Below are 25,240 nucleotides of genomic sequence, written 5' to 3'. Positions count from 1 at the left end.
GCGCCGCAGCGCGTCCGGCCGGGGGCTCCCCGCCGATCAGTGCACGAGCCCCAGACGGGCGTGCAGCCGGCGCAGGGGAGCGGGCGCCCACCAGTTCCAGCGCCCGAGGAGCGTCATGGTCGCGGGCACGAGCAGGAGCCGGACGATCGTCGCGTCGACGAGCACGGCCACCGCGAGGGCGAACCCGACCTCCTTGATCACGAGCAGGTCGCCCAGCACGAACCCCGCGAAGACCACGACGATGATCGCCGCGGCCGAGGTGATGATGCGCCCGGAGCGCTGCAGCCCGAGCCGCACCGCCTCGTCGTCGGGGCTCCCGGCGTCGTGCAGCTCCTTGATGCGGGCCAGCAGGAAGACCTCGTAGTCCATGGCGAGGCCGAACGCGAAGGCCACGACGAGCGCGACGACGTACGTCTCGATGCCTCCGACCGCGGCGAACCCCAGCAGGCCTTCCAGGTGGCCGTCCTGGAACGCCCACACGAGCACACCGAGGGACGCGGCCAGGGACAGCGCGTTCGTCAGCAGCGCCTTGACGGGGATCACGACCGACCCGGTCATGAGGAACAGCAGCACGAGCGTCGCGACGACGACGATCCCCACCGCCCACCACAGCCGCTCGGCCAGCGCGTCGAGGAAGTCCACCTGTCCGGCGGCCTGCCCGGTCACCCACACGTCGAACCCGGGGTCGAGCGCCCGGACCTCCCGCACGGCGGCGACCGCCTCCGGTCCGCCCGCGTCGTCGGCCTCCAGGTGGATGCCGACCACCGCGTACCCGTCGAGCGGCGCGACCGGGTCGACGCGCTCGACGCCGTCGACGCCCGCGACCGCGTCGTCGGCCCACGCCTGCACCTCGCCCGGGGACGCGTCGGCCACCGCGACGACCTGCGCGCTCTCGCTCGCCGGGTACTGGGCGGCGAGCTCGTCGACGAACTCGCGCTGCGGCGCGGACTGCGGCAGCAGCTCGATGCCGGAGTTGCGCAGGTGCAGGCCGAGCGCCGGCAGCGCGAGCGCCACGAGCACCACGACCGTCGCGAGGAGCACCCACAGCGGGTGACGCTGCACCCGGCCGGCGAGCCGCGAGAACACGCCCTCGTCCGACTGCACGTCCGCCGTGCGCGCCAGCACGCGCCGCACGCCGGGCACGCGGCCGAGCAGACCCGGTCGGGCCAGCCGGCGGCCCGAGAGGGCCAGCAGGGCGGGGACCAGGGTCAGCGCCGTCGCCACCGCGACGAGCACCACGGCGAGCGCGCCCGCGCCGATCGAGCGCAGGATGTCGGGCCGGAACACCATGAGCCCGGCGATCGAGATCGCGACGGTCAGCGCCGAGAACGCGACCGTGCGCCCCGCCGTGCCCATCGTGCGCTCCAGGGCCTCCTGCACGACGCCGTCCCCGCGCCGGCGCCGCGGCGCCGCGGGCCCGCCCGCCGCGATCAGGTGGTGCAGCTCCTCGCGGTACCGCGACACCACCAGCAGGCCGTAGTCGATCGACAGGCCGAGCCCCAGGACGGTGACCACGTTCACCACCGACGCGTCGACGTCGAGCAGGTACGTCAGGCCGAGGAGCGCACCCAGCCCGGCGCCGATCGACGCGACCGCCCCCGCCAGCGGCATCGCCGCGGCGAGGAAACCGCCGAAGACGAGCACCATGACGACCAGCGCCACGGGCAGGGCCACCGCCTCGCCCGTCGTGAGGTCCTGCTCCACCTGGTCGGTGATCGCCTCCACGATGAGCGCGTTCGACGCGACCAGGCCCGACGCGCCGCCCGCGGCCTGCGGCGCGGCCTGCGCGAGGTCGTCCGGCACCGCCTCGAGACGCTCGACGACACGCTGCGCGACCGCGTCCGACCGCTCGGCCTCGAGGTCGGTGCGCAGCGTGACGACGGTGAGGAAGCCCTCGCCGTCCTCCGCGAGCAGCGGCTGCGCCGCCTCGTCCTGCACCCCGCCGGGCAGCACGTACGGGTTGATCACGGACTCCACGCCCTCGATCCCGACGAGCTCCGCGTCGATGTCGGTCATCGCCTCGACCACCTGCGCGTCCGCAGGGTCCACCCCGGACACGAGCAGCGTGATCTCCGGCCCGCCCTCCTGGTTCTCGGCCAGGATCTCGTCCGCGCGCTCGCTGTCCGAGCCGGGGACCGTGGGCGCCCCGGTGGTCACGCGGTCGAACAGCCCACCCCCTCCCGCCCCGAGGAGCGCGAGCGCGAGACCCAGCGCGGTGAGCGCGACCCACGCGAGGACCGTGAGGCGCGGGTGGCGGGCGACATGACGACCGAGGCTCGAGAACACGAGCGTCAGCATCCCACCCGCCGTCGCGCCCTGTCAGATCGCCCACGCCCGCCGTGGGCGCCGGTGCGTAGGCTCGGCGCATGCCCACCGCGCCCACCGCCGACCTGTTCGGCGGCGACCTCTTCGGGGCCGCCGGCTCCGGCACCCACGGGACACCCCGGCCCGGTCCCGGCGCGCCGCTCGCCGTCCGGATGCGACCCGCGGCCCTCGACGAGGTCGCCGGCCAGGCGCACCTGCTCGTCCCCGGCTCGCCCCTGCGGCGTCTCATCGACGCGGGCGCGCCCGGCGACGCCGCGCGCGCCGCCCCGGGCTCGGTCATTCTCTGGGGCCCGCCCGGCACCGGCAAGACGACGCTCGCCTACCTCATCGCCACCGCGTCGGGCCGGCGGTTCGTCGAGCTCTCCGCCGTGACCGCCGGCGTCAAGGACGTGCGCACCGTCGTCGAGGACGCCCGCCGGCGCCTCGCCACCGGCGGCGAGGAGACCGTCCTGTTCATCGACGAGGTGCACCGCTTCTCCAAGTCGCAGCAGGACGCGCTCCTGCCCAGCGTCGAGAACCGGTGGGTCACCCTCGTCGCCGCGACCACCGAGAACCCCAGCTTCTCCGTCAACTCGCCGCTGCTGTCCCGCTCCCTGCTGCTGACCCTGCAACCCCTTGACGACGGCGACGTGCGCGCCCTCGTGCGCCGCGCCGTCGCCGACGAGCGCGGCCTCGGCGGCCTCGTCACGCTCACCGACGAGGCCGAGGACCACCTCGTGCGGCTCGCCGGGGGCGACGCGCGCAAGGCGCTCACCGTCCTCGAGGCCGCCGCGGGCGCCGCGCTCTCCGGCGCGGCGGGCACGACCGACGCGCCCGCCCCTGACACGACCGCCGGCGCCTCGGAGGACGACGACCCCCTGGGCCGCGCCGCGACGACCGTCGACCTCGACGCCGTCGAGCGCGCCGTCGACGTCGCCGCCGTCCGCTACGACCGCGACGGCGACCAGCACTACGACGTCGTCTCCGCGTTCATCAAGTCGATGCGCGGGTCCGACGTCGACGCCGCCCTGCACTACCTCGCCCGCATGATCGCCGCGGGGGAGGACCCGCGGTTCATCGCGCGCCGCATCGTCATCGCCGCCGCCGAGGACGTCGGCATGGCCGACCCGTCCGCCCTGCAGACCGCGGTCGCAGCAGCCCAGGCCGTGCAGCTCATCGGCATGCCCGAGGGCCGCATCGTCCTCGCCGAGGCCGTCGTCCACCTCGCCACCGCCCCGAAGTCGAACGCCGCCTACCTCGGCATCGACGCGGCGCTCGCGGACGTGCGAGCGGGGCGCGCGGGCACGGTGCCGGCGCACCTGCGCGACGCGCACTACCCGGGCGCGAAGCAGCTCGGGCACGGCACCGGCTACCGGTACGCGCACGACGCCCCCCACGCCGTCGCGCCCCAGCAGTACCTGCCGGACGCGCTCACGGGGGCGCGCTACTACACGCCGTCGGACCGCGGGTACGAGCGCCAGGTCGCCGACCGCCTGGCGCGCGTGCGCGAGATCCTCGGGCAGGCCCCGCCCCGGCGTGGTGCGGGGCCGACGGCGACGGGCGCTGACGGGGACGGGCGCTGACCGGCTCCTGCGTGCGGTAGACTGCTGCGGTTGCCTTCTCGGCGACCACCTGGGACCTCGGCCCCGACCTCGACGCTCGCACGAGCCGTCGTGGGTCCATCGGCTGGTCCCGCACCCGCATCGCCCCGGCGTCCGCCGGCGGTCGCGGGTGTGACGTCAGCACACGAACGACAGGAAGAAGACACCGCTGTGACCGCTGTCAAGCGTTCGCGCCGCCAGGTCCGCCTGAGCCGCGCCCTGGGCATCGCCCTCACCCCGAAGGCCGTCAAGCACTTCGAGAAGCGCCCCTACCCGCCCGGCGAGCACGGCCGTGCGCGCCGCCGCACCGAGTCCGACTACGCCGTGCGTCTGCGCGAGAAGCAGCGTCTGCGCGCGCAGTACATGCTTCGCGAGAAGCAGCTCGCGAGCGCGTACGAGGCCGCCCGCAAGGCCCCGGGCCTGACCGGTGAGGCGCTCGTGGAGAACCTCGAGACGCGTCTCGACGCGCTCGTGCTCCGTGCCGGCTTCGCCCGCACGATCCTCCAGGCCCGCCAGGCCGTGACGCACCGCCACATCCTCGTGGACGGCAAGATCGTCGACCGCCCGTCGTTCCGCGTGAAGCCGGGTCAGACGCTCCAGGTCAAGCCGAAGAGCCAGGCGACCACGCCGTTCCAGGTCGCGGCCGCGGGTGCGCACCGCGACGTGCTGCCGGCCGTCCCGGGCTACATCGACGTCCAGCTTGAGAAGCTCACGGCGGTGCTCGTGCGCCACCCGAAGCGCTCCGAGGTCCCCGTGACCTGCGAGGTCCAGCTCGTCGTCGAGTACTACGCTCGCTGAGTCCCGCTCCGGACGCCTCGCTCTCCGCACCGTCGGCGAGCGGGGCGTTCGTGCGTCCGGGCGAGGCCGCGTCACCCTCGCGTCCGAGGACCCCACGAGCGTCCCGTACGGGTAGTGTTTCGCGGAGCCCCGCCCGCGGCGCGACCTGCGCCGCGACCCGCGCGCCGCTCGCGGTACGGGCCAGACCGTGAACAGGCACTGGAGGAAGAATGTCCCTGGGAGATGTGGCCGGGCTCATCGCAGCCGTCGCGTTCGTGCTGCTGGTGGGCCTGCTCGCGGTGCCCCTCCTCAAGCTCGGTCGCGTGCTGGACGAGGCGCGCACCAGCATCAAGGAGGTCACCGACCACTCCGTGCCGATCCTCGACGAGGCGGCCACCACCGTGGCGACGACCAACAGCCAGCTCGTCAAGGTCGACACGATCACGACGTCGGCCGCGCAGGTGAGCGAGAACGTCTCGGCGCTCACCGGCCTGTACGCCGCGACCTTCGGCGCCCCGCTCGTCAAGGTGGCCGCGTTCACCTACGGCGTGCGCCAGGCCGTGGCGAGCGCGTTCGGCCGCGGTGGCTCCGACGGGGGAGCGCGCTGATGCGTCGCGTCCTGTGGGTCGGGGTCGGGGTCGCGATCACGGTCGTCGTGGTCACGCGGGGTCGGCGCATCCTCGCCCGCTACGCGCCCGCGTCGCTCGTGGACCGGGCGACCGAGCGGGTCGACGACCTCGGTGCGCGCACCCTGCACCTCGCGCGGGAGCTGCGCGCGGAGTTCACCACGGCGCGCGACGCGCGGGAGCGCGAGCTCATGGCGGCGCTGCTCGCCGAGGGCCAGGAGGACCCGGCCGCGGTGCGTGCACGGCGGTCCGCCGGCCGCCACACGCGCGACGCGGGTGGCGGCGACACGGACGACGTCGAGGACCTGCTCGGCTACTCCTTCTAGCCCGTTCCCCTGCCTCGCCCCTCGCGCCCCCGGCCCGGCCGGGGCCGCACACCGCCGGCGGACGGCCGGCACGACACCAGCAGAACCTCTGCGGGTCCGCGGACCCGCAGCACCACCCCCAGCCGAAGGACACCATGCGCACCGCCGAGATCCGCAAGCGTTGGCTCGACTACTTCGCCGACCGCGATCACACCGTCGTCCCCTCGGCGTCGCTCGTCTCGCCGGACCCGTCGACGCTGTTCACCATCGCCGGCATGGTCCCGTTCATCCCGTACATGACCGGTCAGCAGACGCCGCCGTGGGACCGCGCGACCAGCGTCCAGAAGTGCGTGCGCACGCTCGACATCGACGAGGTCGGCAAGACCACGCGCCACGGCACGTTCTTCCAGATGAACGGCAACTTCTCCTTCGGCGACTACTTCAAGGAAGGGGCGATCACCTACGCCTGGGACCTCATCACACGGTCGCAGGCGGAGGGCGGCTACGGGTTCGACCCCGAGTCGATCTGGGTGACCGTCTACCACGAGGACGACGAGGCGCGGCAGCTGTGGAAGCGCATCGCGGGCCTGCCCGACGAGCGCATCCAGAACCGCGGCAAGAAGGACAACTACTGGTCCACGGGCCAGCCGGGTCCGGCGGGCCCGTGCTCGGAGATCTACGTCGACCGCGGCCCGCAGTACGGCGCCGAGGGCGGCCCGGTCGTCGACGAGGACCGCTACCTCGAGATCTGGAACCTCGTGTTCATGCAGTACGCGATCGACGACGTGCGCTCCAAGGAGGAGTTCCGCGTCGTCAGCGAGCTCGCGCGCAAGAACATCGACACCGGGATGGGCCTCGAGCGCGTCGCCTACCTGCTCCAGGGCAAGGACAACCTCTACGAGATCGACGAGGTCTTCCCGGTCATCGCCGCCGCCCAGGAGCTGTCCGGCCGCACGTACGGGGCCGACCACGGCGACGACGTGCGCCTGCGCGTCGTCGCGGACCACGTGCGTTCCGCGCTCATGATCATCAGCGACGGCGTGCGTCCGTCCAACGAGGGGCGCGGGTACGTGCTGCGCCGCCTGCTGCGACGCTCGGTGCGCGCCATGCGCCTGCTCGGCGTCGAGGACGCGGCGCTGCCGGCGCTGCTGCCGGTGAGCCGCGACGCCATGGCGCCGTCCTACCCGGAGGTCGCCGCGGACTTCGAACGCATCTCCGCGGTCGCCTACGCCGAGGAGGACGCGTTCCGTCGCACCCTGACGGCCGGGACGACGATCCTCGACACCGCGGTGTCGAGGGCGAAGGCGTCGGCCGGGACGGGCGGCACGCCGCTGCTCGGCGGCGACCAGGCGTTCGCCCTGCACGACACCTACGGGTTCCCGATCGACCTCACCCTCGAGATGGCCGCCGAGCAGGGCGTGCAGGTGGACGAGAAGGCGTTCCGGTCCCTCATGGCCGAGCAGCGCCAGCGTGCCCGCGCCGACGCGCTCGCCAAGCGCTCCGGCGGCGTGGACACGGCCGCCTACACGTCGCTCGCCTCGGAGCTGTCCGCGCCCGTCGAGTTCCTCGGGTACACCGAGACGTCGGCGGCCGTGACGGTCGCCGGCCTGCTCGTCGACGGCGTCCCGGCCCCGGCCGCGACCGCCCCCGCGGACGTCGAGGTCGTCCTCGACCGCACCCCGTTCTACGCCGAGGCCGGCGGCCAGCTCGCCGACCACGGCACGATCGTGCTCGACGGCGGCGCCACCATCGAGGTCGACGACGTGCAGCGCCCGGTCAAGGGACTGTCCGTGCACCGCGGGCGCCTGGTCGAGGGCACGGCCGCGCTGGGGGACCCGGGCACGGCGACGATCGACACCGAGCGGCGCAAGGCGATCAGCCGTGCGCACTCGGCGACGCACATGATCCATAAGGCCGTCCAGGAGGCACTCGGCAAGGACGCGACCCAGGCCGGGTCGGAGAACGCCCCGAGCCGGATCCGCTTCGACTTCCGCCAGTCGTCGGCCGTCCCGGCCGGAGCGCTGTCCGAGATCGAGGAGCGCGTCAACACGCGCCTCCAGGACAACCTCGAGGTCACGGACCGGCTCATGCCGATCGCGGAGGCCCGCGCCCAGGGCGCGATGGCGCTGTTCGGCGAGAAGTACGGCGACGTGGTCCGCGTGGTCTCGATCGGCGGCGACTGGTCGCGCGAGCTCTGCGCGGGCACGCACGTGCAGCAGACCGGCCAGCTCGGCCTCGTGACGCTGCTCGGCGAGTCGTCCATCGGCTCGGGCGTGCGCCGCGTCGACGCGCTCGTCGGCGAGGGCGCGTACGGGTTCCAGGCCAAGGAGCACGCGCTCGTCGGCCAGCTGACCGGCCTGCTCAACGTGCGGACCGAGGAGCTGCCGGACCGCGTCGGCTCGCTCGTCACGCGCCTGCGCGACGCGGAGAAGGAGCTCGCGCAGCTGCGCCAGGCCCAGCTCCTCGCCGTCGCCGGGTCGCTCGCGGCCGGCGCGGAGCGCGTGGGCGACGTGCGCGTCGTCGCCCACGACGCCGGTGAGGTCGCCTCGCCCGACGACCTGCGCGCGCTCGCGCTGGACGTGCGGGGCCGGCTCGGCGAGTCGGAGGCGGCCGTCGTCGCCGTCGGCGGCGTCGCCAAGGGGCGCCCCCAGGTGGTCGTCGTGACGAACGCCACGGCGCGCGCCGCCGGTCTGCGGGCCGGCGCGCTCGCCAAGGTCGCCGCGCAGACCCTCGGTGGCGGTGGCGGCGGCAAGGACGACATGGCGCAGGGCGGCGGCACGGACGTGGCCGCGCTGCCCGCGGCGCTCCAGGGCGTGCGCGACGGCGCCGCCGCGGGGGCCGCGTGACGGTCCCGTCGGGCACGTCGCACGACGGCGGCCGGGCGCCCCTCCCACGGGGCGCGCGGCTCGCCGTCGACGTGGGCAAGGTACGCGTGGGCCTCGCGGCGAGCGACCCCGACGGTCTCGTCGCGACGCCCGTCGACACGCTCGCGCGCGACGCGACCTCCGGGGCGCCCGTGCCCGCGGACGTCGCCCGTGTCGCGGCGGAGGTCGCCGAGCGAGGAGCGGGCGTGGTGTACGTCGGGCTCCCGCGGCACCTGTCCGGTGCCGAAGGGGCGGCCGCCGAGGACGCGCGGGCGTACGCTGGGACGGTGGCGCGCGCCGTGGCACCCGTCCCCGTGCACCTCGTCGACGAGCGGATGACGACGGTGAGCGCCCACCAGGCCCTGCACGCGGCCGGGCGCAAGGGCCGCACGCACCGCAGCGTCGTGGACCAGGCGGCCGCCGTTATCATCCTGCAGACCGCCCTCGACGCCGAGCGAGGTGCCGGGACCCGTGCCGGAGAACCTGTAGACCCGACAGGAGACCACCGACCGTGACCGACCTGTTCGACCGTCCCGCCGTGCGCGGCGACGAGCCACCTTCGCGATCCTCGCGCTCCGAGCAGCGGGCGCGGCGGGCGGCGAAGAAGCGCCGGCAGCGCCGTCGCCGCCGCGCGCTCGTCGTGGTGCTCGTGTCCCTCCTCGTGGTGGGCGGGGCCGGTTACGTCATCGCCACGAACGCCACGAGCCTGTTCGGGTTCGACAACCCGCTCGAGGCCAAGGACTTCGAGGGCCCGGGCACCGAACCGGTCGACGTGACGATCGAGCCGGGGTCCACGGGGCGCGACATGGGCGCCACGCTCGTCGAGGCGGGCGTCGTGGCGAGCACGGCCGCGTTCGTCACGGCGTTCGAGGAGAACCCGAGCGCCGGGACCATCCAGCCCGGCACGCACACGCTGCTCACGGAGATGAGCGCCGAGGACGCGGTCGCGCGGCTCGTCGCGAACGACAGCCGGGTCGAGACCAAGATCACCATCCCTGAGGGCTGGACGGTCGAGCAGGTGCTCGAGCGCGCGTCGTCCGTCACGGGCATCCCGGTCGAGGAGTTCCGGACCGCGATGGAGGACACCGCGGCGACAGGCCTGCCGGCCGAGGCGAACGGGAACTACGAGGGCTGGCTGTTCCCGACGACGTACGTGCTCCAGCCGGACGAGACCACGGCGGTCGGCATCATCGGGCGCATGGTGAGCCAGACGATCATGAAGCTCGACGAGGCGGGCGTGCCCGCTGCCGACCGGGAGACGGTCCTCATCAAGGCGTCGCTCATCGAGCGCGAGGCGAAGTTCGCCCCTGACCGGCCGAAGATGGCGCAGGCCATCGAGAACCGTCTCGCGGACGGCATGCCGCTCGAGATCGACGCCGCCGTCGCGTACGGCGCGGGCAAGCCCGGCACCGAGCTCACGCGCGCCGACCTCGACGACGCGTCGAACCCGTACAACACGTACGAGAACAAGGGGCTCCCGCCCTCGCCGATCGCCAACCCGGGGAGCGAGTCGATCCAGGCCGTGATGAACCCGGAGCCCGGCGACTGGATCTTCTGGACGGCCGTCAACCTCGACACGGGCGAGACGAAGTTCGCCACGACCTACGCCGAGCACCAGCAGAACGTCCTCGAGCTGCGGGCCTGGCAGGAGGCGAACGGCGGGTGAGCGTCGCGTCCCCGCCGCGCCGTGCCGCTGTCCTCGGCCACCCGGTCGCCCACTCGTTGTCCCCCGTCCTGCACCGTGCCGCGTACGCCGCGCTCGGTCTGGACGACTGGCGGTACGAGACGATCGACACGACGGAGGAGCAGCTGCCTGCCTTCGTCGCGTCGCTCGACGCGTCGTGGGCGGGGCTGAGCCTCACGATGCCGCTCAAGCACGCCGTGATCCCGCTGCTCGACCACGTCGAGCCGCTCGCCGAGGCCGTGGGCGCGGTGAACACGCTCGTCGTCCAGCCCGTCGGGACCGGTCGCCCGACGTTCGTCGGCGCGAACACCGACGTGCACGGCCTCGTCGCGGCGCTGCGCGAAGGGCTCGCAGCCCGTGCGGCACGTGCCGAGCGGCAGGCGGAGCTGGCACCGGACATGGAGGCGTTCGCGCGCACCGGCCCGTCCTCGTCGGCGGGGTCCACGCCGGACGGCGGGGCGCCGTCCGCGTCGGCTTCTCCGCCCGCACACGGCGCTCCGGTGGGGACGGCCGTGGTGATCGGTGCCGGGGCGACGGCGGCCTCGACGCTCGCGGCGCTCGCCGAGCTGGGCTGCCCCGCGCCGACGGTCCTGGTCCGTTCGCTCGGCCGGACGGGAGGCCTGCAGCGCGCTGCGCACCGCATGGGCGTCGAGCCGCGCTTCGAGGTGCTCGACGTCGCGGCACCGCGCCTGGTCGAAGCGCTCGTCGGGGCGGACGTCGTCGTGTCGACCCTGCCGGCCCACGCCGCGGACCCGGTCGCCTCCGCGCTCGCCGGCGCCGGGGCGATGCCCGGGGGCGTCCTGCTCGACGTCGCCTACGACCCGCGCCCGAGCGCGCTGTCGCTCGCGTGGACCGCGGGCGGCGAGGGCGAGGCCGTCGGCGGGGAGCGCATGCTGCTGCACCAGGCGGTCGAGCAGGTTCGCCTCATGACGGGCCGGCCGGCACCCCTCGCGGAGATGGACGCCGCGCTCGCGACCGCGCTCGTCGGCGTCTGACCCGTTCCACGAACCGCCTCGGCGTCGTCAGACCAGCGCGTACGCGCCGAGCACCGCGTCGCCCGTCGTCGCGCCGACCGCGGCGCCGAGCACCATGAACGGCCCGAACGGCACGGCCGTCGACCGCGACGCACGACGCAGCACGAGCAGCACCACCGCCCACGCGCCGCCGAGCAGGAACGGCGCGACGGTCCCGACGACGAGCGCCGGCCAGCCGAACCACCCGAGGACGGTGCCCAGGAGCCCGGCGAGCTTGACGTCGCCGAACCCGAGGCCGGGCGGGTGGGCGAGCCGCAGCGCGGCGTAGGCGGTGAACGCGACCGTGGCGCCGGCGACGGCACGGACGAGCGCCCCGCCGTCGGCCGTGGCGAGGGCGGCGGCAGCGAGCAGGCACAGCGTCCCGGCCCAGGCGGGCAGCACGATCGCGTCCGGGAGCCGGTGCGTGCGTGCGTCGACGACGGCGAGCAGGCCCGCCGCAGCGGCGGCCAGCACGACGGCGGGTGCCGGCCACCACGAACCCGCCCACCAGCCGGTCCACCACGCGGCGACCGCGGCAGCGAGGACGGCGACCACCGCGCCCGTCCTGCCGCCGACGCGCAGCTCCGTGCGGAGGCGCACGCGCCAGGGGTCGCGGGCGAGGGCGTGCGGCAGGGTCACGCCGGGCACGCTAGCGGACCGCGGGGGCACCGCGGTCGTCGTCCACAGGGGCGCGGCGGGCGACCGGTCCGCACTGCGGGCGGCTCCCGGGCGGCGACCGGGCGCGTGGGAGGATGGCGACCATGCTGCGTTGGTTGACATCGGGTGAGTCGCACGGTCAGGCGCTCGTCGGGATCCTCGACGGACTGCCCGCGGGCGTCGAGCTCACGACGGCCGACGTGCAGGCCGCCCTCGCGCGCCGCCGCCTCGGCTACGGGCGCGGCTCGCGCCAGAAGTTCGAGCAGGACGAGCTGCGGATCCTCGGGGGTCTCCGTCACGGCGTCACGCAGGGCGGCCCGCTCGCGCTGGAGATCGCAAACTCCGAGTGGCCGAAGTGGGTCGACGTCATGTCGTCCGACCCGGTGCCTGCGGAGGCGCTGCTCAAGGACGCCGGGACGGGCGACCAGCGCGAGATCGCGCGCAACCGGCCCCTGACCCGGCCGCGTCCCGGTCACGCCGACCTCGTGGGCATGCGCAAGTACGGCTTCGACGACGCGCGGCCCGTGCTCGAGCGCGCGTCCGCGCGCGAGACGGCGACCCGGGTCGCGCTCGGCACGGCCGCCGCACGGTTCCTCGAGCAGGCGCTCGGCGTGCGCCTCGTGTCGCACGTCGTGGCGATCGGCCCCGTGGCCGTGCCCGAGGACGCGCCCGCGCCCGGCCCGGACGACGTCGCCACGCTCGACGCCGACCCGGTGCGCTGCTTCGACCCGGCGACGAGCGCGGCGATGGTCGCCGAGATCGACGACTGCCAGAAGGCGGGGGACACGCTCGGCGGGGTCGTCGAGGTGCTCGCCTACGGCGTGCCGTCCGGGATCGGCACGTACGCCCAGAGCGACCGCCGTCTCGACGCGCGGCTCGCGGCGGCGCTCATGGGCATCCAGGCGATCAAGGGCGTCGAGGTGGGCGACGGTTTCCGCACCGCCGCGCGCCGCGGCTCGGCCGCGCACGACGAGATCGAGCGGCGCGAGGACGGGCGCATCGTGCGGCGCAGCAACCGCGCCGGCGGCGTCGAGGGCGGCATGAGCAACGGTGAGGTCCTGCGCGTGCGCGCCGCCATGAAGCCGATCTCGACCGTGCCGCGCGCCCTGGCGACGGTGGACGTCGCGACGGGAGAGGCCGCGACCGCGCAGCACCAGCGTTCCGACGTGTGCGCCGTGCCGCCCGCGGCGGTGGTGGCCGAGGCGATGGTCGCGCTCGTGCTCGCCGAGCAGGCGCTCGAGAAGTTCGGCGGCGACTCCGTCGCCGAGGTGCGCCGCAACGCCGAGGCCTACCTCGCCGCCGTCCCGGAGCTGCAGCGCTGATGGGCCCCGTCGCCCCCGGCACCCGCCCGGTCGTCGTGCTGCTCGGCCCGCCCGGCAGCGGGAAGTCGACCGTCGCCCGCCACCTCGCCGACACGCTCGGGCTCGCGCAGCGCGACACCGACACCGACGTCGAGCGTGTCGCCGGGACGTCGGTGGCCGACATCTTCGTCGAGCACGGCGAGCCGCACTTCCGCGCGTTGGAGCGCGAGGCGGTGACGACGGCGCTCGCCACCCACGACGGCGTCCTCGCGCTCGGCGGCGGCGCCGTCCTCGACGAGCACTCCCAGGCCGCGATCGCGGCGTACGCCGCCGCGGGAGGCCTCGTGGTCTTCCTCGACGTGAGCCTCGCGCACGCCGCACCGCGGGTCGGCTTCAACCAGTCGCGCCCCCTGCTGCTCGGCAACCCCCGCGCGCGCTGGGCCGCGCTCATGGAGGAGCGACGCCCGGTCTACGAGCGTCTCGCGACGCTGCGCGTCGACACCGACGGGCGCACGCCCGCGCAGGTGGCCGCCGAGATCGCCGCGCACCTCGAGACCGCCGCGCACCTCGAGACCGCAGCGCACCCCGGCACCGCAACGCCCATCACCACCCCGGAGGACCCCGCGTGACCCACGAGCCCGTCGACCCCGTGGCCCCCGGCCAGGAAGCGCAGGAGCCCGCCGCCACGCGTGTGCGCGTCGCGGGCGAGCAGCCGTACGACGTCGTCGTCGGCCGGCACCTGCTCGGCGAGCTCCCCGCGATGCTCGGCGAGCGGGTGCGGCGCGTGCTCGTCGTGCACCCGGCGGCGCTGGCCGCGACGGCCGAGGTGGTCCACGAGGACCTCAAGGCGTCCGGGTACGACGCGTACGTCGCGGAGGTCCCTGACGCCGAGGAGGCGAAGACGGCGCAGGTCGCCGCGTTCCTGTGGGGCGTGCTGGGCCAGGCCGACTTCACACGCTCGGACGCGGTCGTCACGGTCGGCGGGGGCGCGACGACGGACCTCGGGGGGTTCGTCGCCGCGACGTGGCTGCGCGGCGTGCGGGTCGTGCACGTCCCGACGACGCTGCTCGCGATGGTGGACGCGGCGGTCGGCGGCAAGACGGGCATCAACACGGCGGAGGGCAAGAACCTCGTCGGCGCGTTCCACCCGCCGGCGGGCGTCCTGTGCGACCTGGCCGCGCTCGAGTCGCTCGGGCGCTGGGACTTCGTCGCCGGCCTGGCGGAGGTCGTCAAGACGGGGTTCATCGCCGACGAGCGCATCCTCGAGCTCGTGGAGGAGCACGCCGACGCGCTGCGGGAGTGGGGCGTGCGCCCCACGACGCCGCAGACGTGGGCCGTGGTCGCGGAGCTCGTCGAGCGGTCGGTCGCCGTCAAGGCGCGCGTCGTGGGGGAGGACCTCACGGAGGCCGGGCTGCGCGAGATCCTCAACTACGGGCACACGCTCGGGCACGCGGTCGAGCTCACGGAGCGGTACCAGTGGCGGCACGGCGCCGCGGTGTCCGTCGGCATGGTGTTCGCGGCCGAGCTCGCGCGCCTCGCCGGCAAGCTCGACGACGACGTCGTCGAGCGTCACCGCTCCATCCTCGGCTCCCTCGGCCTGCCGTTGACGTACCGCGGCGACCGCTGGGAGCGCCTGCTGTCCGCGATGCGGCGCGACAAGAAGGCGCGCGGCGACCTGCTGCGCTTCGTCGTGCTCGACGGTGTGGGCCGCCCGACGCGTCTCGAGGGCCCGGACCCGACGCTCCTCGCCGCCGCCTACGCCGAGATCAGCGCCGAGGCGCCGACCGGCGGCCCGATCGCCCTCTGACGGACCCTCGCCGGTACGGGGCCGGGCCTCACGCCGCGGCGCCTGGCCACAGCCCGCGCCGCGTCAGCACCTCGCGCAGCACGTCGGCACGGTCGGTCACGATGCCGTCGACGCCGAGGTCGAGCAGCCGCTCCATGTCGGCCGGGTCGTTCACGGTCCACACGTGGACCTGCCGGCCGGCCGCGTGCACCGCCTCGACGAACCGGGCCTCGACGACGGTCACGCGTCCCGACCGCTCCGGCACCTGGACGCAGTCCACCGCGCGCAGCGCCGTGCGCACGGCCCGTGTCCGGGCGGCGCCCGCGCGTGCCCCGAGGAGCGCCGCAGCGACCTCCGGCCGGCCGGCCGACGTCGCCACGGGGCGGGACAGCCGGGCGAGGGTCGCGCGCCGGCGACGCACCGAGAACGACGTGACGCACACCCGGTCGTGCGCCGCGGTCCGCTCGATCGCGGCCGCGACCGGTCCGGCGGCGGCCGCGGCCTTGACGTCGACGTTGACGCGCAGGTCGGGCCACGTGCCCAGCACGTCCTCCAGCGCGGGCACCGGCTCGACGCCCCCGATGCGCGCACCGCGCACACCGCGCCACGGCAGGTCCCCGATCTCGCCGGCGCCGTCGGTGGTGCGGTCCAGCGTCGCGTCGTGCAGCGCCACCGCGACGCCGTCCGCCGTCGCGTGGGCGTCCGTCTCCACGTACCGGTAACCGAGGTCGACCGCCGCGCCGAACGCGGCGAGGGAGTTCTCCAGCCCGTCGAGCGAGAACCCGCGGTGGGCGAGCGCCACGAACGGCGCGTCGAGGAACGGGCGGCGCGAGGCGGCGACGGGGCGCGTCGTGGTGGTCACACCCCCAGGGTGCCTCGGGACCGCGTCCCTGTCGCGGCGTCCAGAGCCGGCAGGCGCACGAGCAGCAGCAGGGCGAGACCGACCGCCAGGACCGCGACGATCCCCAGCACCCCCCACGCCTGCGAGCCCGAGACCGCCACGGCCGTCGAGAAGGCAAACGGGGCGAGGAAGCTCGCCGCACGGCCCGTCGTCGCGTAGAGGCCGAACGTCTCGGCCTCGTGCCCCGGCTCCGTCAGGCGGGCGAGAAGCGCTCGGCTCGCCGACTGCGCCGGGCCGACGAACGCCGTGAGCATGAGCCCGAACACCCAGAAGGCGTCCTGGCCGCCGTCGCGCAGCACGAACACCGCCACCCCCGCGACCAGCAGCCCCACGAGGGACCCGACCACGACGCGACGCGGACCGACCCGGTCGTCGAGCCAGCCGGCCACGACCGTCGAGACCCCCGCGACGACGTTCGCGGCGATGGCGAACACGATCACCTCGCTCGAGGAGAAGCCGAACGTCCCGACCGCCACCACCGCCCCGAACGTGAACACCCCCGCCAGCCCGTCCCGGTACACCGCGCTCGCGAGCAGGAACCACAGCGTCGCGCGCCGCTCGCGCCACAGCCGCGCCACGTCGCGCCCCAGGCGGCGATAGGCGCCCGCGACGCTCGTCCCCGCGCCCGCCGGACGGACCGGGTCGGGCACCGCGACCAGCACCGGCACCGCGAACACCGCGAACCACACCGCCGCCAGCAGCACGCTCACGCGCACGTCCATGCCGTCCGCCGACGTCACGCCGAACCACCCCACGTCCGGCTGGATGAACCCCACGAACAGCACCAGCAGCAGCACGATCCCGCCCACGTACCCGGCGCCCCAGCCGATCCCGCTCACCCGACCCACCGTGGCCGGCGTCGACACGTCGAGCAGCATCGCGTTGTACGCGACCCCGGACAGCTCGAAGAACACCGTCCCGACCGCCAGCAGCACGACCCCCAGCACCACGCCCGACGCGAGCGACCCCGGCTCCGGGCGCACGAAGAACATCGCCGCCGTCGCCGCGACCACCGCCGCCGTCGTGGTCCCCAGCCACAGGCGCCGCCGCCCCGACGCGTCCGCGAGCGCCCCCAGTGCCGGGGCGAGCAGCGCGACCACGACGCCCGCCGCCGTCATGCCCCACCCGAGCCAGGTCGTGTGCCGGGCCACCACCGCGTCGACGTCCGCCGTGCCCGTCTCGACGAACGCGGTTCCCGTGATCCACGTCGTGAACACGAACGTCGTCACGACCGCGTTGAAGGACGCCGAGCCCCAGTCCCACAGCGCCCACGCGGCGACCGCGCGCCGGCGCGGGACCTTCCGGCCCGCCGGGGGCACGACGTCGGGCGGAGTGCCTGCGCCCGCTGGCGCACCGCCGGCGGCGCGAGGCGCGGTCTCGGACGGGGGAGTGGTGTGCGTCACGCGGCGAAGAGTACGCGGGTCACGGGCACGGCGCGTCGCCGCCACGTGGCCGCCCGGTGGACGGCAGCCGAACGGCGGACGACACGGGCCCCGACCCCGCGCCGCCGCTAGGGTCGGGCGTCATGGAACGCGTGCTCGTCCTCAACGGACCCAACCTCGGCCGGCTCGGCGTGCGCGAGCCGGAGATCTACGGCGCGGCGACCCTCGACGACCTGAGGTCCGCCGCGACGGGCTGGGGGGACGAGCTGTCCCTCGCCGTCGACGTCCGCCAGACCGACGACGAGGCCGAGCTGCTGTCGTGGCTCCACGAGGCCGTCGACGCCCGCGCGCACGTCGTGCTCAACCCCGCCGCCTTCACGCACTACTCGTACGCCGTGCGCGACGCCGCCGCCCAGGTCACGACGTCGGGCCTCCTGCTCGTCGAGGTGCACCTGAGCAACCCCGCCGCCCGCGAGGCGTTCCGCAGCCACTCCGTCGTCGGCGCCGTCGCGACCGGCACCGTCGCCGGGTTCGGCTTCGACTCCTACCGCCTGGCGCTCCAGGCGCTCGCGGCCCGCCTGCGTACGGATGCGTCCGAGGAAGACTGACAGGCTTGATCCGATTCGATCAAGGCCGCACCCTTGATGGTGGCAGATCAAGGCTCTAGGCTTGGTCGCATGTTCGTCCTCACCGTCGACCAGCGCGGCAGCACCGGGCAGCCCGACCGCGTCCCCGCCCTCCTGCGCCACCTCGACGACTTCCTCGCCGGACGCCCCGGCGTCGTCGTCGGCTTCGACCGCACGGTCGGCGACGAGGTCCAGGGCGTGCTCGACGACCCCGGCACCGTCGTCGACGTCGTCCTCGACCTCCTGCGCGACGGCGGCTGGAGCGTCGGCCTCGGCACCGGGACCGTCGACGAACCCCTGCCGGCCGTCTCCCGCGAAGCCTCCGGGGAGGCGTTCGTCCACGCCCGCGACGCGGTCGAGCAGGCCAAGTCGCGCACCGCGACCGCACCCGTCGCCGTGCGCGGCGGGACCCGGGCCGACGAGGTCGAGGCCCTCCTGCGCCTGCTCGCCGCCGTCGCCGCACGCCGCACGGACCCCGGCTGGGAGGCGATCGACGCGCTCGCGCATGTCGGTGGCACCCAGAAGGATGTGGCCCACCGCCTCGGCGTGACCGAGCAGGCGGTGAGCCAGAGGCTGCGCTCCGCGCTCTGGCCCGAGGAGACGGCGGTGCGGCCCGTCGTCGTGAGGCTGCTGGGGGAGACCGACGCATGACCATCGACCCGGTGACGGCGGTGCTGACGCTCGCGGTGTGGCTGGTCGCCCTCGTGCTCAGCGTGCTCGTGGGAGCGCCTGTGACGCAGGGCGTGCTGCGCGCCGCGGCGCGTCCCGGACGCCCGGGTCGGCGCCGCGTCGCCGACCCGGCGTCGGTGCCGGTCCCGCCGCCGCCCAGCACGGGGACGATCGGGACCGAGGCGGTGCGGGCGCTGCGCGGCGGGACGTGGATCGGCTTCCTCGAGCGCTTCGCCATCACCGGGTGCCTGCTGGCCGGGTACCCGTCGGGCATCGCGTTCGTCGTCGCGATCAAGGGGCTCGGTCGCTACCCCGAGCTGCGCGAGCACCCCGTGGCGTCGGAGCGGTTCGTGGTCGGCACGCTCGCCTCGATGTCGTGGGCGGCGACCGTCGGGGTGGTGGCCGACGCCGTGCTCGGCGCGCTCCGGTAGACTCGACGAGGCCCGTTCGCCGGTCGACCGACCTCGACCGAGGGGTTCGGGCGGCCGGGCGCGCGGACGCCCCCGACGACCCTGCGACAGGAAGACCACCGTGGCGACGACCAACGACATCAAGAACGGCACCGTGCTCCGGATCGACGGCCAGCTGTGGAGCGTCATCGAGTTCCAGCACGTCAAGCCCGGCAAGGGTGGCGCGTTCGTCCGCACGAAGATCAAGAACGTCCTCACCGGCAAGACGGTCGACAAGACGTTCAACGCGGGCATCAAGATCGAGACGGCCAACGTGGACCGTCGCGACTACCAGTACCTGTACATGGACGGCGCGGACTACGTGTTCATGGACACGTCCACGTACGACCAGATCACCATCACGCCCGAGGTCGTCGGCGACGCGAAGGACTACCTGCTCGAGAGCCAGAACGTGCTCGTCGCCTCGAACGACGGTCAGCCGCTGTACGTCGAGCTCCCGGCCTCCGTGGTCCTCGAGATCACCTACACCGAGCCGGGCCTGCAGGGCGACCGGTCGACCGGCGGCACCAAGCCCGCCACGCTCGAGACCGGCGCGCAGATCCAGGTCCCGCTGTTCCTCGAGCAGGGCACCAAGGTCAAGGTCGACACCCGTGACGGGTCGTACCTCGGCCGCGTCAACGACTGACGGGCCGGGCACAGCGCACATGGCCGCACGCACCAAGGCGCGCAAGCGCGCGCTCGACGTCCTCTTCGAGGCCGAGCAGCGCCGGGTGGACCCGGCGACGCTCCTCGCCGAGCGCGTCACCGACCCCGGTGTCGCCCAGACGGCGGTGCCGCAGTACGCGGTCGACATCGTCGAGGGCGTCCTCGCGCACCGGGACCGCATCGACGAGCTGCTGGAGACGTACTCGCACGGCTGGACGCTCGACCGCATGCCCGCCGTCGACCGGGCGCTGCTGCGCATCGGCGGCTGGGAGATCCTCTTCAACGACGACGTCCCGGACGTCGTCGCGGTGGACGAGGCGGTCGACCTGGCCCGCTCGCTGTCGACGGACGACTCCCCGTCGTTCGTCAACGGGCTCCTGGCCCGCATCGTCGAGATGAAGCCGACGATCACTGCCTGAGATCACTGCCTGAGGTCGCTGCCCGGTTCCACGGCACGACCTCCGCCCGGGCCCCGGCCCGGCGCACGCACGGGACGTCCGACGCGGCGTCGGTCCGCTGTGACCGGCGCCGCGTCCCACGTCCCGGACGCGACGGCGGAGCGCGCCCGGGCGCCCGGTAGGGTGGGCACGTCAGACATCCTTTAAGGCCCGTCCTGTGAGGCGGGGAAGGAGGTCGCCGGACATGAGCTCTGGCCCTGCCGTACCCACACCTTCGTCGACCCCCGCGTCGGCGCCCTCCGGCCCGTCGGCCGGCACCGTCGTCATGACGGCCGCGGACATCTCCCGCGCACTGACCCGCATCGCCCACGAGATCGTGGAGCGCAACAAGGGCACCGACGACCTCGTCCTGCTCGGCATCCCGACGCGCGGCGTCCCGCTCGCCGACCGCCTCGCCGAGCGCCTCGCGGCGATCGAGGACGACGGCGCGGCGACCGCGCCCGACCGTCCGACGATCGTCGGTGAGCTCGACGTGACGATGTACCGCGACGACCTGCACCGCCACCCCACGCGCACCATCGGCGCGACGCGCCTGCCGGCGTCGGGCATCGACGGGAAGGTGGTCGTCCTCGTCGACGACGTCCTGTACTCGGGGCGCACCATCCGCGCCGCGCTCGACGCGATCAGCGACCTCGGGCGCCCGCGTGCCGTGCAGCTCGCCGCGCTCGTCGACCGGGGGCACCGCGAGCTGCCGATCCGCCCCGACTTCGTGGGCAAGAACCTGCCCACCTCGACGAGCGAGCGCGTGAGCGTGCGCCTCGCCGAGGTCGACGGCGAGGACCCCGCCGGGGCGGGCGACGCCGTCGTCATCCACGCGGCGCCCGCCGGGCGTGAGGCGGGGGAGGGGCGCGCATGAGGCACCTGCTCTCCACCCAGGAGCTGGCGCGCGAGGACGCGGTGCGCGTCCTCGACGCCGCGGCGCAGATGGCGGCGACGCAGTCGCGCGAGATCAAGAAGCTGCCGACGCTGCGCGGGCGGACCGTGGTCAACCTGTTCTACGAGGACTCCACGCGCACGCGCATCTCGTTCGAGACGGCCGCGAAGCGCCTGTCCGCGGACGTCATCAACTTCTCCGCCAAGGGCTCGAGCGTGTCCAAGGGCGAGTCGCTCAAGGACACCGCGCTCACGCTGCGCGCCATGGGCGCGGACGCCGTCGTGGTCCGCCACCAGGCGTCCGGCGCGCCGCACCTGCTCGCGCACGCGGGCTGGCTCGACGCCGCCGTGGTGAACGCGGGCGACGGGATGCACCAGCACCCCACGCAGGCGCTGCTCGACGCGTACACGCTGCGCCGGCACCTGTCCGGCACGGGGCTCGCCGCGCCGGGGGCGTCCGGGCCCGACGACGCGGCGGCGCTCGGCGCCGACCTCGCGGGCCGCCACGTCGCGATCGTCGGCGACGTGCTGCACTCGCGCGTCGCGCGGTCGAACGTGCACCTGCTGCACACGCTCGGGGCTGACGTGACGCTCGTCGCGCCGCCGACCCTCATGCCGGTCGGCGTCGAGACCTGGCCCTGCGCCGTCTCGTACGACCTCGACGCGACCCTCGCGGGCCACGGGCCGCACGGGACGACGGACGCCGTGATGATGCTGCGCGTGCAGCGCGAGCGCATGAGCGGCGCCGGTGCGGGCGGCGGGGCGTTCTTCCCCAACCCGCTCGAGTACTCCCGCAAGTACGGGCTGGACGCCCGGCGCCTGGACCTCCTCGACCCGCACGCCGTCGTCCTGCACCCCGGCCCGATGAACCGCGGCCTGGAGATCTCCGCGCAGGCCGCCGACTCCCCGCGCGCGGTCATCGTCGAGCAGGTCGCGAACGGGGTCGCCGTGCGCATGGCCGTGCTCTACCTCCTCCTCGCGGGGTCCGACGAGCCGGAGCCTGCCGCCCCGCCGCACGCCGCCCGTGCGGCCGCGAGCACCCCCTCCACCTCCAGCGAAAGGGTCGTCACCCCGTGAGCAGCGCTTCGACCACCACGTACGTCCTGCGCGGGGCGCGGCCCCTCGACGGCGAACCGGTCGACCTCGTCCTCGCGGACGGTGTCGTCGCCGAGCTGGCCCCCGTGGGCACGGCGCACGTCGAGGACGACGCCGTCGTCGTCGACGCCACCGGTCTCGTCGCGCTGCCCGGTCTCGTCGACCTGCACACGCACCTGCGCGAGCCGGGGCGCGAGGATGCCGAGACCGTCGAGTCGGGCACGCGAGCGGCCGCCGTCGGCGGCTTCACGGCCGTGCACGCCATGGCGAACACGACGCCCGTCGCGGACACCGCGGGTGTCGTCGAGCAGGTGTGGCGCCTCGGGCGCGACGCGGGCTGGGCCGACGTGCACCCCGTCGGTGCGGTCTCCGTCGGCCTGGCCGGCGAGCAGCTCGCAGAGCTCGGCGCGATGGCCGACTCCGCCGCCCGCGTGCGGGTGTTCTCCGACGACGGCAAGTGCGTCGCCGACCCGATCCTCATGCGCCGCGCGCTGGAGTACGTCAAGGCGTTCGACGGCGTCGTCGCCCAGCACGCGCAGGAGCCGCGCCTGACCGAGGGCGCGCAGATGAACGAGGGCATCGTGTCCGCGGAGCTCGGCCTCGCGGGCTGGCCCGCCGTCGCCGAGGAGGCGATCATCGCGCGCGACGTGCTCCTCGCCGAGCACGTCGGCTCGCGCCTGCACGTGTGCCACCTGTCCACGGCGGGCTCCGTCGAGATCGTGCGGTGGGCCAAGGGCCGCGGGATCGACGTCACGGCCGAGGTCACGCCCCACCACCTCGTGCTCACGGACGATCTCGCGCGCGGCTACGACCCGACGTTCAAGGTCAACCCGCCGCTGCGCACCGCCGCCGACGTCGAGGCCGTGCGCGCCGGGCTCGCCGACGGGACCATCGACATCGTCGCGACCGACCACGCCCCGCACCCCGTCGAGGACAAGGACTGCGAGTGGGCGGCGGCCGCGTTCGGCATGACCGGCCTCGAGACCGCGCTGAGCGTCGTGCAGGAGACCATGGTCGACTCGGGGCGCATGACGTGGACGGACGTCGCGCGCGTGCTCTCGGCGAACCCGGCCCGCATCGGGCGCATCGACACCGGGCCGACGGCGCAGGGACGCCCGCTGGCGGTCGGCGAGCCGGCGAACGTCACGCTCGTCGACCCGGCCGCGCGCCGCGTCGTGGACGGGTCGGCGCAGGCGACCGCGAGCACGAACACCCCGTTCCGGGGCCGCGAGCTGCCCGGCCGCGTCGTCGCGACGTTCCTGCGAGGACGCCCGACGGTGCTCGACGGTGCCCCCGTCGCCCGGCAGGAGGTCGGTGCGTGAACCTGCCCCAGCCCGTCGCGGTCGGCATCTGGGTCGTCCTCGGCGTCGTCCTGCTCGTGCTCGTCCTGACCGGGCGCCGACGCCTGGCGCAGCGCGCCCACGGAGTCGTGCCCACCCCGCCGGCCTCGCCGGTGGCCGACGCGCGCGGCGCCGTCGTCCTCGGTCCGCTCGACGCCCTCTACGTCTCCAGCACGCTCGCGGGGGACTGGCTCGCCCGCGTCGGGGCGCACGGTCTCGGCGACCGCTCGCGCGCGGTGGTCACGGTGCACGACGGCGGCCTGCACGTCGGCCGCAGCGGCGCGCCGGACCTGTGGGTCCCGGCGGCCGCCGTGCACGGCGCCGCCCTCACGCCCGGGATGGCCGGGAAGTTCGTCGGCAAGGAGGCCATCGTCGTCGTCACGTGGGAGGTCCCGGCCGCTCCCGTGACGGCCGACGACGTGCCCGCCGGCTCCGCGACCACCGGTGCACCTCCTGAGCCGGTGCGCCTCGACACCGGACTCATGCCGCGCCACGACCACGACGTGGCTCGCCTCCTCGAGGCGGTCCGCGCCCTCGCGGAGCGACGAACCCCGGCGCCCGACGGCGCCACCGACGCTCCCGCAGACCCGGGCGGCCGGCCCTCGCACGACCCCGGCCCGGACGCCGCCCCGAACGACAAGGAAGCCCAGTGACCACCACCTCGACCACCCTCACGGCCGACCGGGCCCTGCTCGTCCTCGAGGACGGCACCGTGCAGGACGGCCGCGCCTACGGCGCACGCGGCACGACCGTCGGCGAGATCGTCTTCAACACCGGCATGACCGGCTACCAGGAGACGCTCACCGACCCCTCGTACCACCGCCAGGTCGTCGTCATGACCGCGCCGCACATCGGCAACACCGGCGTCAACGACGAGGACGCCGAGTCGCGGCAGATCTGGGTCGCGGGCTTTGTCGTGCGCGACCCCGCGCGCCGCCCGTCGAGCTGGAGGTCGCGCCGCTCGCTCGACGACGAGCTCGCCGAGCAGGGCGTCGTGGGGATCAGCGACGTCGACACCCGTGCCCTGACGCGCCACCTGCGCGAGCTCGGCGTGATGCGGGGCGGCATCTTCTCCGGTGACGCGCTGCTGCGCGACGGCCGTCCCCGCACCGTCGAGGACCTCGTCGCCGAGGTGAAGGACGCCCCCGCGATGTCCGGCGCCGACCTCGCGCGCGAGGTGAGCACGGGCGAGGCGTACGTCGTCGAGCCGGTCGACGGCTCGACGCCCGACGGCGCCCCGGTGGCGACGGTCGTCGCGGTCGACCTCGGCATCAAGTCCATGACGCCGCAGCGCCTCGCCGAGCGTGGCGTGCGCGTGCACGTCGTGCCCGCGACCACGACCGCGGAGGAGATCGACGCGCTCGCCCCGGACGGCGTGTTCTTCTCCAACGGACCCGGTGACCCGGCGGCCGCGACGCACGAGGTCGAGCTGCTGCGCGGCGTCCTCGACCGGCGCACCCCGTTCTTCGGCATCTGCTTCGGCAACCAGATCCTCGGGCGCGCGCTCGGGTACGGCACGTACAAGCTCGCGTACGGGCACCGCGGCATCAACCAGCCGGTCATGGACCGCCGCACCGGCAAGGTCGAGGTCACCGCGCACAACCACGGGTTCGCCGTCGACGCGCCGGTCGACGCCGAGTCCACGGCGCCGCACGACGGCGGCCGCTACGGACGCGTGGTCGTGTCGCACGTCGGGCTCAACGACCAGGTGGTCGAGGGTCTCGAGTGCCTCGACCTGCCCGCCTTCTCCGTCCAGTACCACCCCGAGGCCGCGGCCGGTCCCCACGACGCCGCGTACCTGTTCGACCGCTTCGTCGAGCTGATGACCTCGCGCGCCCAGCAGACCACCAAGGAGAACTGACC

25 protein-coding genes are annotated in these 25,240 nt (G+C 74.9%); 21 read left to right on the top strand and 4 right to left on the bottom strand.

The genetic code is table 11. The features are described from left to right. Positions 1–36: 36 nt before the first annotated feature. Positions 37–2,298 carry an MMPL family transporter gene (locus tag ACFTZA_RS12145; protein ID WP_378194843.1) on the bottom strand — a complete coding sequence of 754 codons (2,262 nt, stop codon included), beginning with the start codon at positions 2,296–2,298 and terminating at the stop codon, positions 37–39. A 68-nt stretch (positions 2,299–2,366) separates the two neighbouring features. Between ACFTZA_RS12145 and ACFTZA_RS12140 the strand changes: the two genes are divergently transcribed. The 8 genes from ACFTZA_RS12140 (at position 2,367) to ACFTZA_RS12105 (ending at position 11,156) form a co-directional block, all read left to right on the top strand. Continuing rightward, entirely contained in the window at positions 2,367–3,887 is a 1,521-nt protein-coding gene (locus tag ACFTZA_RS12140; protein WP_378194840.1) for a replication-associated recombination protein A, read from the top strand. 189 nt (positions 3,888–4,076) lie between these two features. Then, positions 4,077–4,703 (top strand): 30S ribosomal protein S4, encoded by a 627-nt coding sequence (gene rpsD / locus ACFTZA_RS12135; protein ID WP_378194837.1) that lies wholly within the window; start codon positions 4,077–4,079, stop codon positions 4,701–4,703. A 209-nt stretch (positions 4,704–4,912) separates the two neighbouring features. After that, entirely contained in the window at positions 4,913–5,290 is a 378-nt protein-coding gene (locus tag ACFTZA_RS12130; protein ID WP_378194834.1) for a DUF948 domain-containing protein, read from the top strand. Beyond that, the gene (locus ACFTZA_RS12125; protein ID WP_378194831.1) at positions 5,290–5,634 is read left to right on the top strand and encodes a hypothetical protein; all 345 of its coding nucleotides are present in this window, start codon (positions 5,290–5,292) and stop codon (positions 5,632–5,634) included. The genes ACFTZA_RS12130 and ACFTZA_RS12125 overlap by 1 nt, the downstream gene beginning before the upstream one ends. A 134-nt stretch (positions 5,635–5,768) precedes the next feature. After that, positions 5,769–8,459, top strand: a complete 2,691-nt coding sequence (alaS, locus tag ACFTZA_RS12120; protein WP_378194828.1) for an alanine--tRNA ligase — start codon at positions 5,769–5,771, stop codon at positions 8,457–8,459. Next, entirely contained in the window at positions 8,456–8,992 is a 537-nt protein-coding gene (ruvX, locus tag ACFTZA_RS12115) for a Holliday junction resolvase RuvX (protein WP_378194825.1), read from the top strand. Before alaS ends, ruvX begins: the two co-directional genes overlap by 4 nt. Continuing rightward, the gene (mltG, locus tag ACFTZA_RS12110) at positions 8,989–10,143 is read left to right on the top strand and encodes an endolytic transglycosylase MltG (protein ID WP_378194822.1); all 1,155 of its coding nucleotides are present in this window, start codon (positions 8,989–8,991) and stop codon (positions 10,141–10,143) included. The genes ruvX and mltG overlap by 4 nt, the downstream gene beginning before the upstream one ends. Continuing rightward, the gene (locus ACFTZA_RS12105; RefSeq protein ID WP_378194819.1) at positions 10,140–11,156 is read left to right on the top strand and encodes a shikimate dehydrogenase family protein; all 1,017 of its coding nucleotides are present in this window, start codon (positions 10,140–10,142) and stop codon (positions 11,154–11,156) included. Before mltG ends, ACFTZA_RS12105 begins: the two co-directional genes overlap by 4 nt. A gap of 27 nt (positions 11,157–11,183) precedes the next feature. On the opposite strand, the gene ACFTZA_RS12100 is transcribed toward ACFTZA_RS12105, so the two are convergent. Further along, entirely contained in the window at positions 11,184–11,813 is a 630-nt protein-coding gene (locus tag ACFTZA_RS12100; protein ID WP_378194816.1) for a prepilin peptidase, read from the bottom strand. Positions 11,814–11,935: 122 nt separating this feature from the next. Between ACFTZA_RS12100 and aroC the strand changes: the two genes are divergently transcribed. From aroC to aroB, 3 genes are read left to right on the top strand one after another with little or no spacing between them, the layout of a single operon-like run. Next, positions 11,936–13,153: a chorismate synthase gene (gene aroC, locus ACFTZA_RS12095; protein ID WP_378194814.1), complete on the top strand. Its 1,218-nt coding sequence runs from the start codon at positions 11,936–11,938 to the stop codon at positions 13,151–13,153. Beyond that, a complete protein-coding gene (locus ACFTZA_RS12090) occupies positions 13,153–13,761 on the top strand; it encodes a shikimate kinase (protein WP_378194811.1) in 609 nt (202 codons plus the stop codon). The genes aroC and ACFTZA_RS12090 overlap by 1 nt, the downstream gene beginning before the upstream one ends. A gap of 20 nt (positions 13,762–13,781) precedes the next feature. Beyond that, positions 13,782–14,939, top strand: coding sequence for a 3-dehydroquinate synthase (gene aroB, locus ACFTZA_RS12085; RefSeq protein ID WP_378195075.1), 1,158 nt, complete (start codon positions 13,782–13,784; stop codon positions 14,937–14,939). 28 nt (positions 14,940–14,967) lie between these two features. Here aroB and ACFTZA_RS12080 read toward each other — a convergent pair whose 3' ends face one another. Both ACFTZA_RS12080 and ACFTZA_RS12075 read right to left on the bottom strand, forming a co-directional pair. Next, on the bottom strand, positions 14,968–15,780 hold the full coding sequence (locus tag ACFTZA_RS12080; protein WP_378194808.1) for a glycerophosphodiester phosphodiesterase family protein: 813 nt from the start codon (positions 15,778–15,780) through the stop codon (positions 14,968–14,970). Continuing rightward, positions 15,777–17,222 (bottom strand): MFS transporter, encoded by a 1,446-nt coding sequence (locus ACFTZA_RS12075; RefSeq protein ID WP_378194805.1) that lies wholly within the window; start codon positions 17,220–17,222, stop codon positions 15,777–15,779. The genes ACFTZA_RS12080 and ACFTZA_RS12075 overlap by 4 nt, the downstream gene beginning before the upstream one ends. Before the next feature lie 122 nt (positions 17,223–17,344). On the opposite strand from ACFTZA_RS12075, the gene ACFTZA_RS12070 reads away from it, so the two are divergent. The 10 genes from ACFTZA_RS12070 (at position 17,345) to carA (ending at position 25,238) form a co-directional block, all read left to right on the top strand. Then, positions 17,345–17,809: a type II 3-dehydroquinate dehydratase gene (locus ACFTZA_RS12070; RefSeq protein ID WP_378194802.1), complete on the top strand. Its 465-nt coding sequence runs from the start codon at positions 17,345–17,347 to the stop codon at positions 17,807–17,809. Between the two features lie 69 nt (positions 17,810–17,878). Beyond that, a complete protein-coding gene (locus tag ACFTZA_RS12065) occupies positions 17,879–18,478 on the top strand; it encodes a hypothetical protein (RefSeq protein ID WP_378194799.1) in 600 nt (199 codons plus the stop codon). Beyond that, the gene (locus tag ACFTZA_RS12060; RefSeq protein WP_378194796.1) at positions 18,475–18,927 is read left to right on the top strand and encodes a hypothetical protein; all 453 of its coding nucleotides are present in this window, start codon (positions 18,475–18,477) and stop codon (positions 18,925–18,927) included. The genes ACFTZA_RS12065 and ACFTZA_RS12060 overlap by 4 nt, the downstream gene beginning before the upstream one ends. Positions 18,928–19,027: 100 nt before the next feature. Next, positions 19,028–19,591, top strand: a complete 564-nt coding sequence (gene efp, locus ACFTZA_RS12055; protein WP_378194793.1) for an elongation factor P — start codon at positions 19,028–19,030, stop codon at positions 19,589–19,591. Positions 19,592–19,610: 19 nt separating this feature from the next. Then, positions 19,611–20,030 carry a transcription antitermination factor NusB gene (nusB, locus tag ACFTZA_RS12050; RefSeq protein WP_378194790.1) on the top strand — a complete coding sequence of 140 codons (420 nt, stop codon included), beginning with the start codon at positions 19,611–19,613 and terminating at the stop codon, positions 20,028–20,030. 223 nt (positions 20,031–20,253) lie between these two features. Continuing rightward, on the top strand, positions 20,254–20,925 hold the full coding sequence (gene pyrR, locus ACFTZA_RS12045) for a bifunctional pyr operon transcriptional regulator/uracil phosphoribosyltransferase PyrR (protein WP_378194787.1): 672 nt from the start codon (positions 20,254–20,256) through the stop codon (positions 20,923–20,925). Next, complete coding sequence (locus ACFTZA_RS12040; protein WP_378194784.1) at positions 20,922–22,019, top strand: aspartate carbamoyltransferase catalytic subunit; 1,098 nt, start codon at positions 20,922–20,924, stop codon at positions 22,017–22,019. Before pyrR ends, ACFTZA_RS12040 begins: the two co-directional genes overlap by 4 nt. Next, positions 22,016–23,359, top strand: a complete 1,344-nt coding sequence (locus tag ACFTZA_RS12035) for a dihydroorotase (RefSeq protein WP_378194781.1) — start codon at positions 22,016–22,018, stop codon at positions 23,357–23,359. Before ACFTZA_RS12040 ends, ACFTZA_RS12035 begins: the two co-directional genes overlap by 4 nt. After that, complete coding sequence (locus ACFTZA_RS12030; protein WP_378194778.1) at positions 23,356–24,030, top strand: hypothetical protein; 675 nt, start codon at positions 23,356–23,358, stop codon at positions 24,028–24,030. The genes ACFTZA_RS12035 and ACFTZA_RS12030 overlap by 4 nt, the downstream gene beginning before the upstream one ends. Then, positions 24,027–25,238, top strand: coding sequence for a glutamine-hydrolyzing carbamoyl-phosphate synthase small subunit (gene carA, locus ACFTZA_RS12025; RefSeq protein ID WP_378194774.1), 1,212 nt, complete (start codon positions 24,027–24,029; stop codon positions 25,236–25,238). The genes ACFTZA_RS12030 and carA overlap by 4 nt, the downstream gene beginning before the upstream one ends. The last annotated feature ends 2 nt before the right edge of the window (positions 25,239–25,240 follow it).

It is taken from the genome of Cellulosimicrobium sp. NPDC057127 (assembly GCF_042670945.1).
Classification (GTDB): domain Bacteria; phylum Actinomycetota; class Actinomycetes; order Actinomycetales; family Cellulomonadaceae; genus Cellulosimicrobium.
This window is presented reverse-complemented; position numbering and strand designations above follow the sequence as displayed.

Bases quoted from the DNA above. Each gene is read 5' to 3' on its own strand.
- ACFTZA_RS12145 (WP_378194843.1), bottom strand. From the start codon at position 2,298: ATGCTGACGCTCGTGTTCTCGAGCCTCGGTCGTCATGTCGCCCGCCAC.
- ACFTZA_RS12140 (WP_378194840.1), top strand. From the start codon at position 2,367: ATGCCCACCGCGCCCACCGCCGACCTGTTCGGCGGCGACCTCTTCGGG.
- ACFTZA_RS12130 (WP_378194834.1), top strand. From the start codon at position 4,913: ATGTCCCTGGGAGATGTGGCCGGGCTCATCGCAGCCGTCGCGTTCGTG.
- ACFTZA_RS12125 (WP_378194831.1), top strand. From the start codon at position 5,290: ATGCGTCGCGTCCTGTGGGTCGGGGTCGGGGTCGCGATCACGGTCGTC.
- alaS (WP_378194828.1), top strand. From the start codon at position 5,769: ATGCGCACCGCCGAGATCCGCAAGCGTTGGCTCGACTACTTCGCCGAC.
- aroC (WP_378194814.1), top strand. From the start codon at position 11,936: ATGCTGCGTTGGTTGACATCGGGTGAGTCGCACGGTCAGGCGCTCGTC.
- ACFTZA_RS12090 (WP_378194811.1), top strand. From the start codon at position 13,153: ATGGGCCCCGTCGCCCCCGGCACCCGCCCGGTCGTCGTGCTGCTCGGC.
- ACFTZA_RS12070 (WP_378194802.1), top strand. From the start codon at position 17,345: ATGGAACGCGTGCTCGTCCTCAACGGACCCAACCTCGGCCGGCTCGGC.
- ACFTZA_RS12065 (WP_378194799.1), top strand. From the start codon at position 17,879: ATGTTCGTCCTCACCGTCGACCAGCGCGGCAGCACCGGGCAGCCCGAC.
- ACFTZA_RS12060 (WP_378194796.1), top strand. From the start codon at position 18,475: ATGACCATCGACCCGGTGACGGCGGTGCTGACGCTCGCGGTGTGGCTG.
- nusB (WP_378194790.1), top strand. From the start codon at position 19,611: ATGGCCGCACGCACCAAGGCGCGCAAGCGCGCGCTCGACGTCCTCTTC.
- pyrR (WP_378194787.1), top strand. From the start codon at position 20,254: ATGAGCTCTGGCCCTGCCGTACCCACACCTTCGTCGACCCCCGCGTCG.
- ACFTZA_RS12040 (WP_378194784.1), top strand. From the start codon at position 20,922: ATGAGGCACCTGCTCTCCACCCAGGAGCTGGCGCGCGAGGACGCGGTG.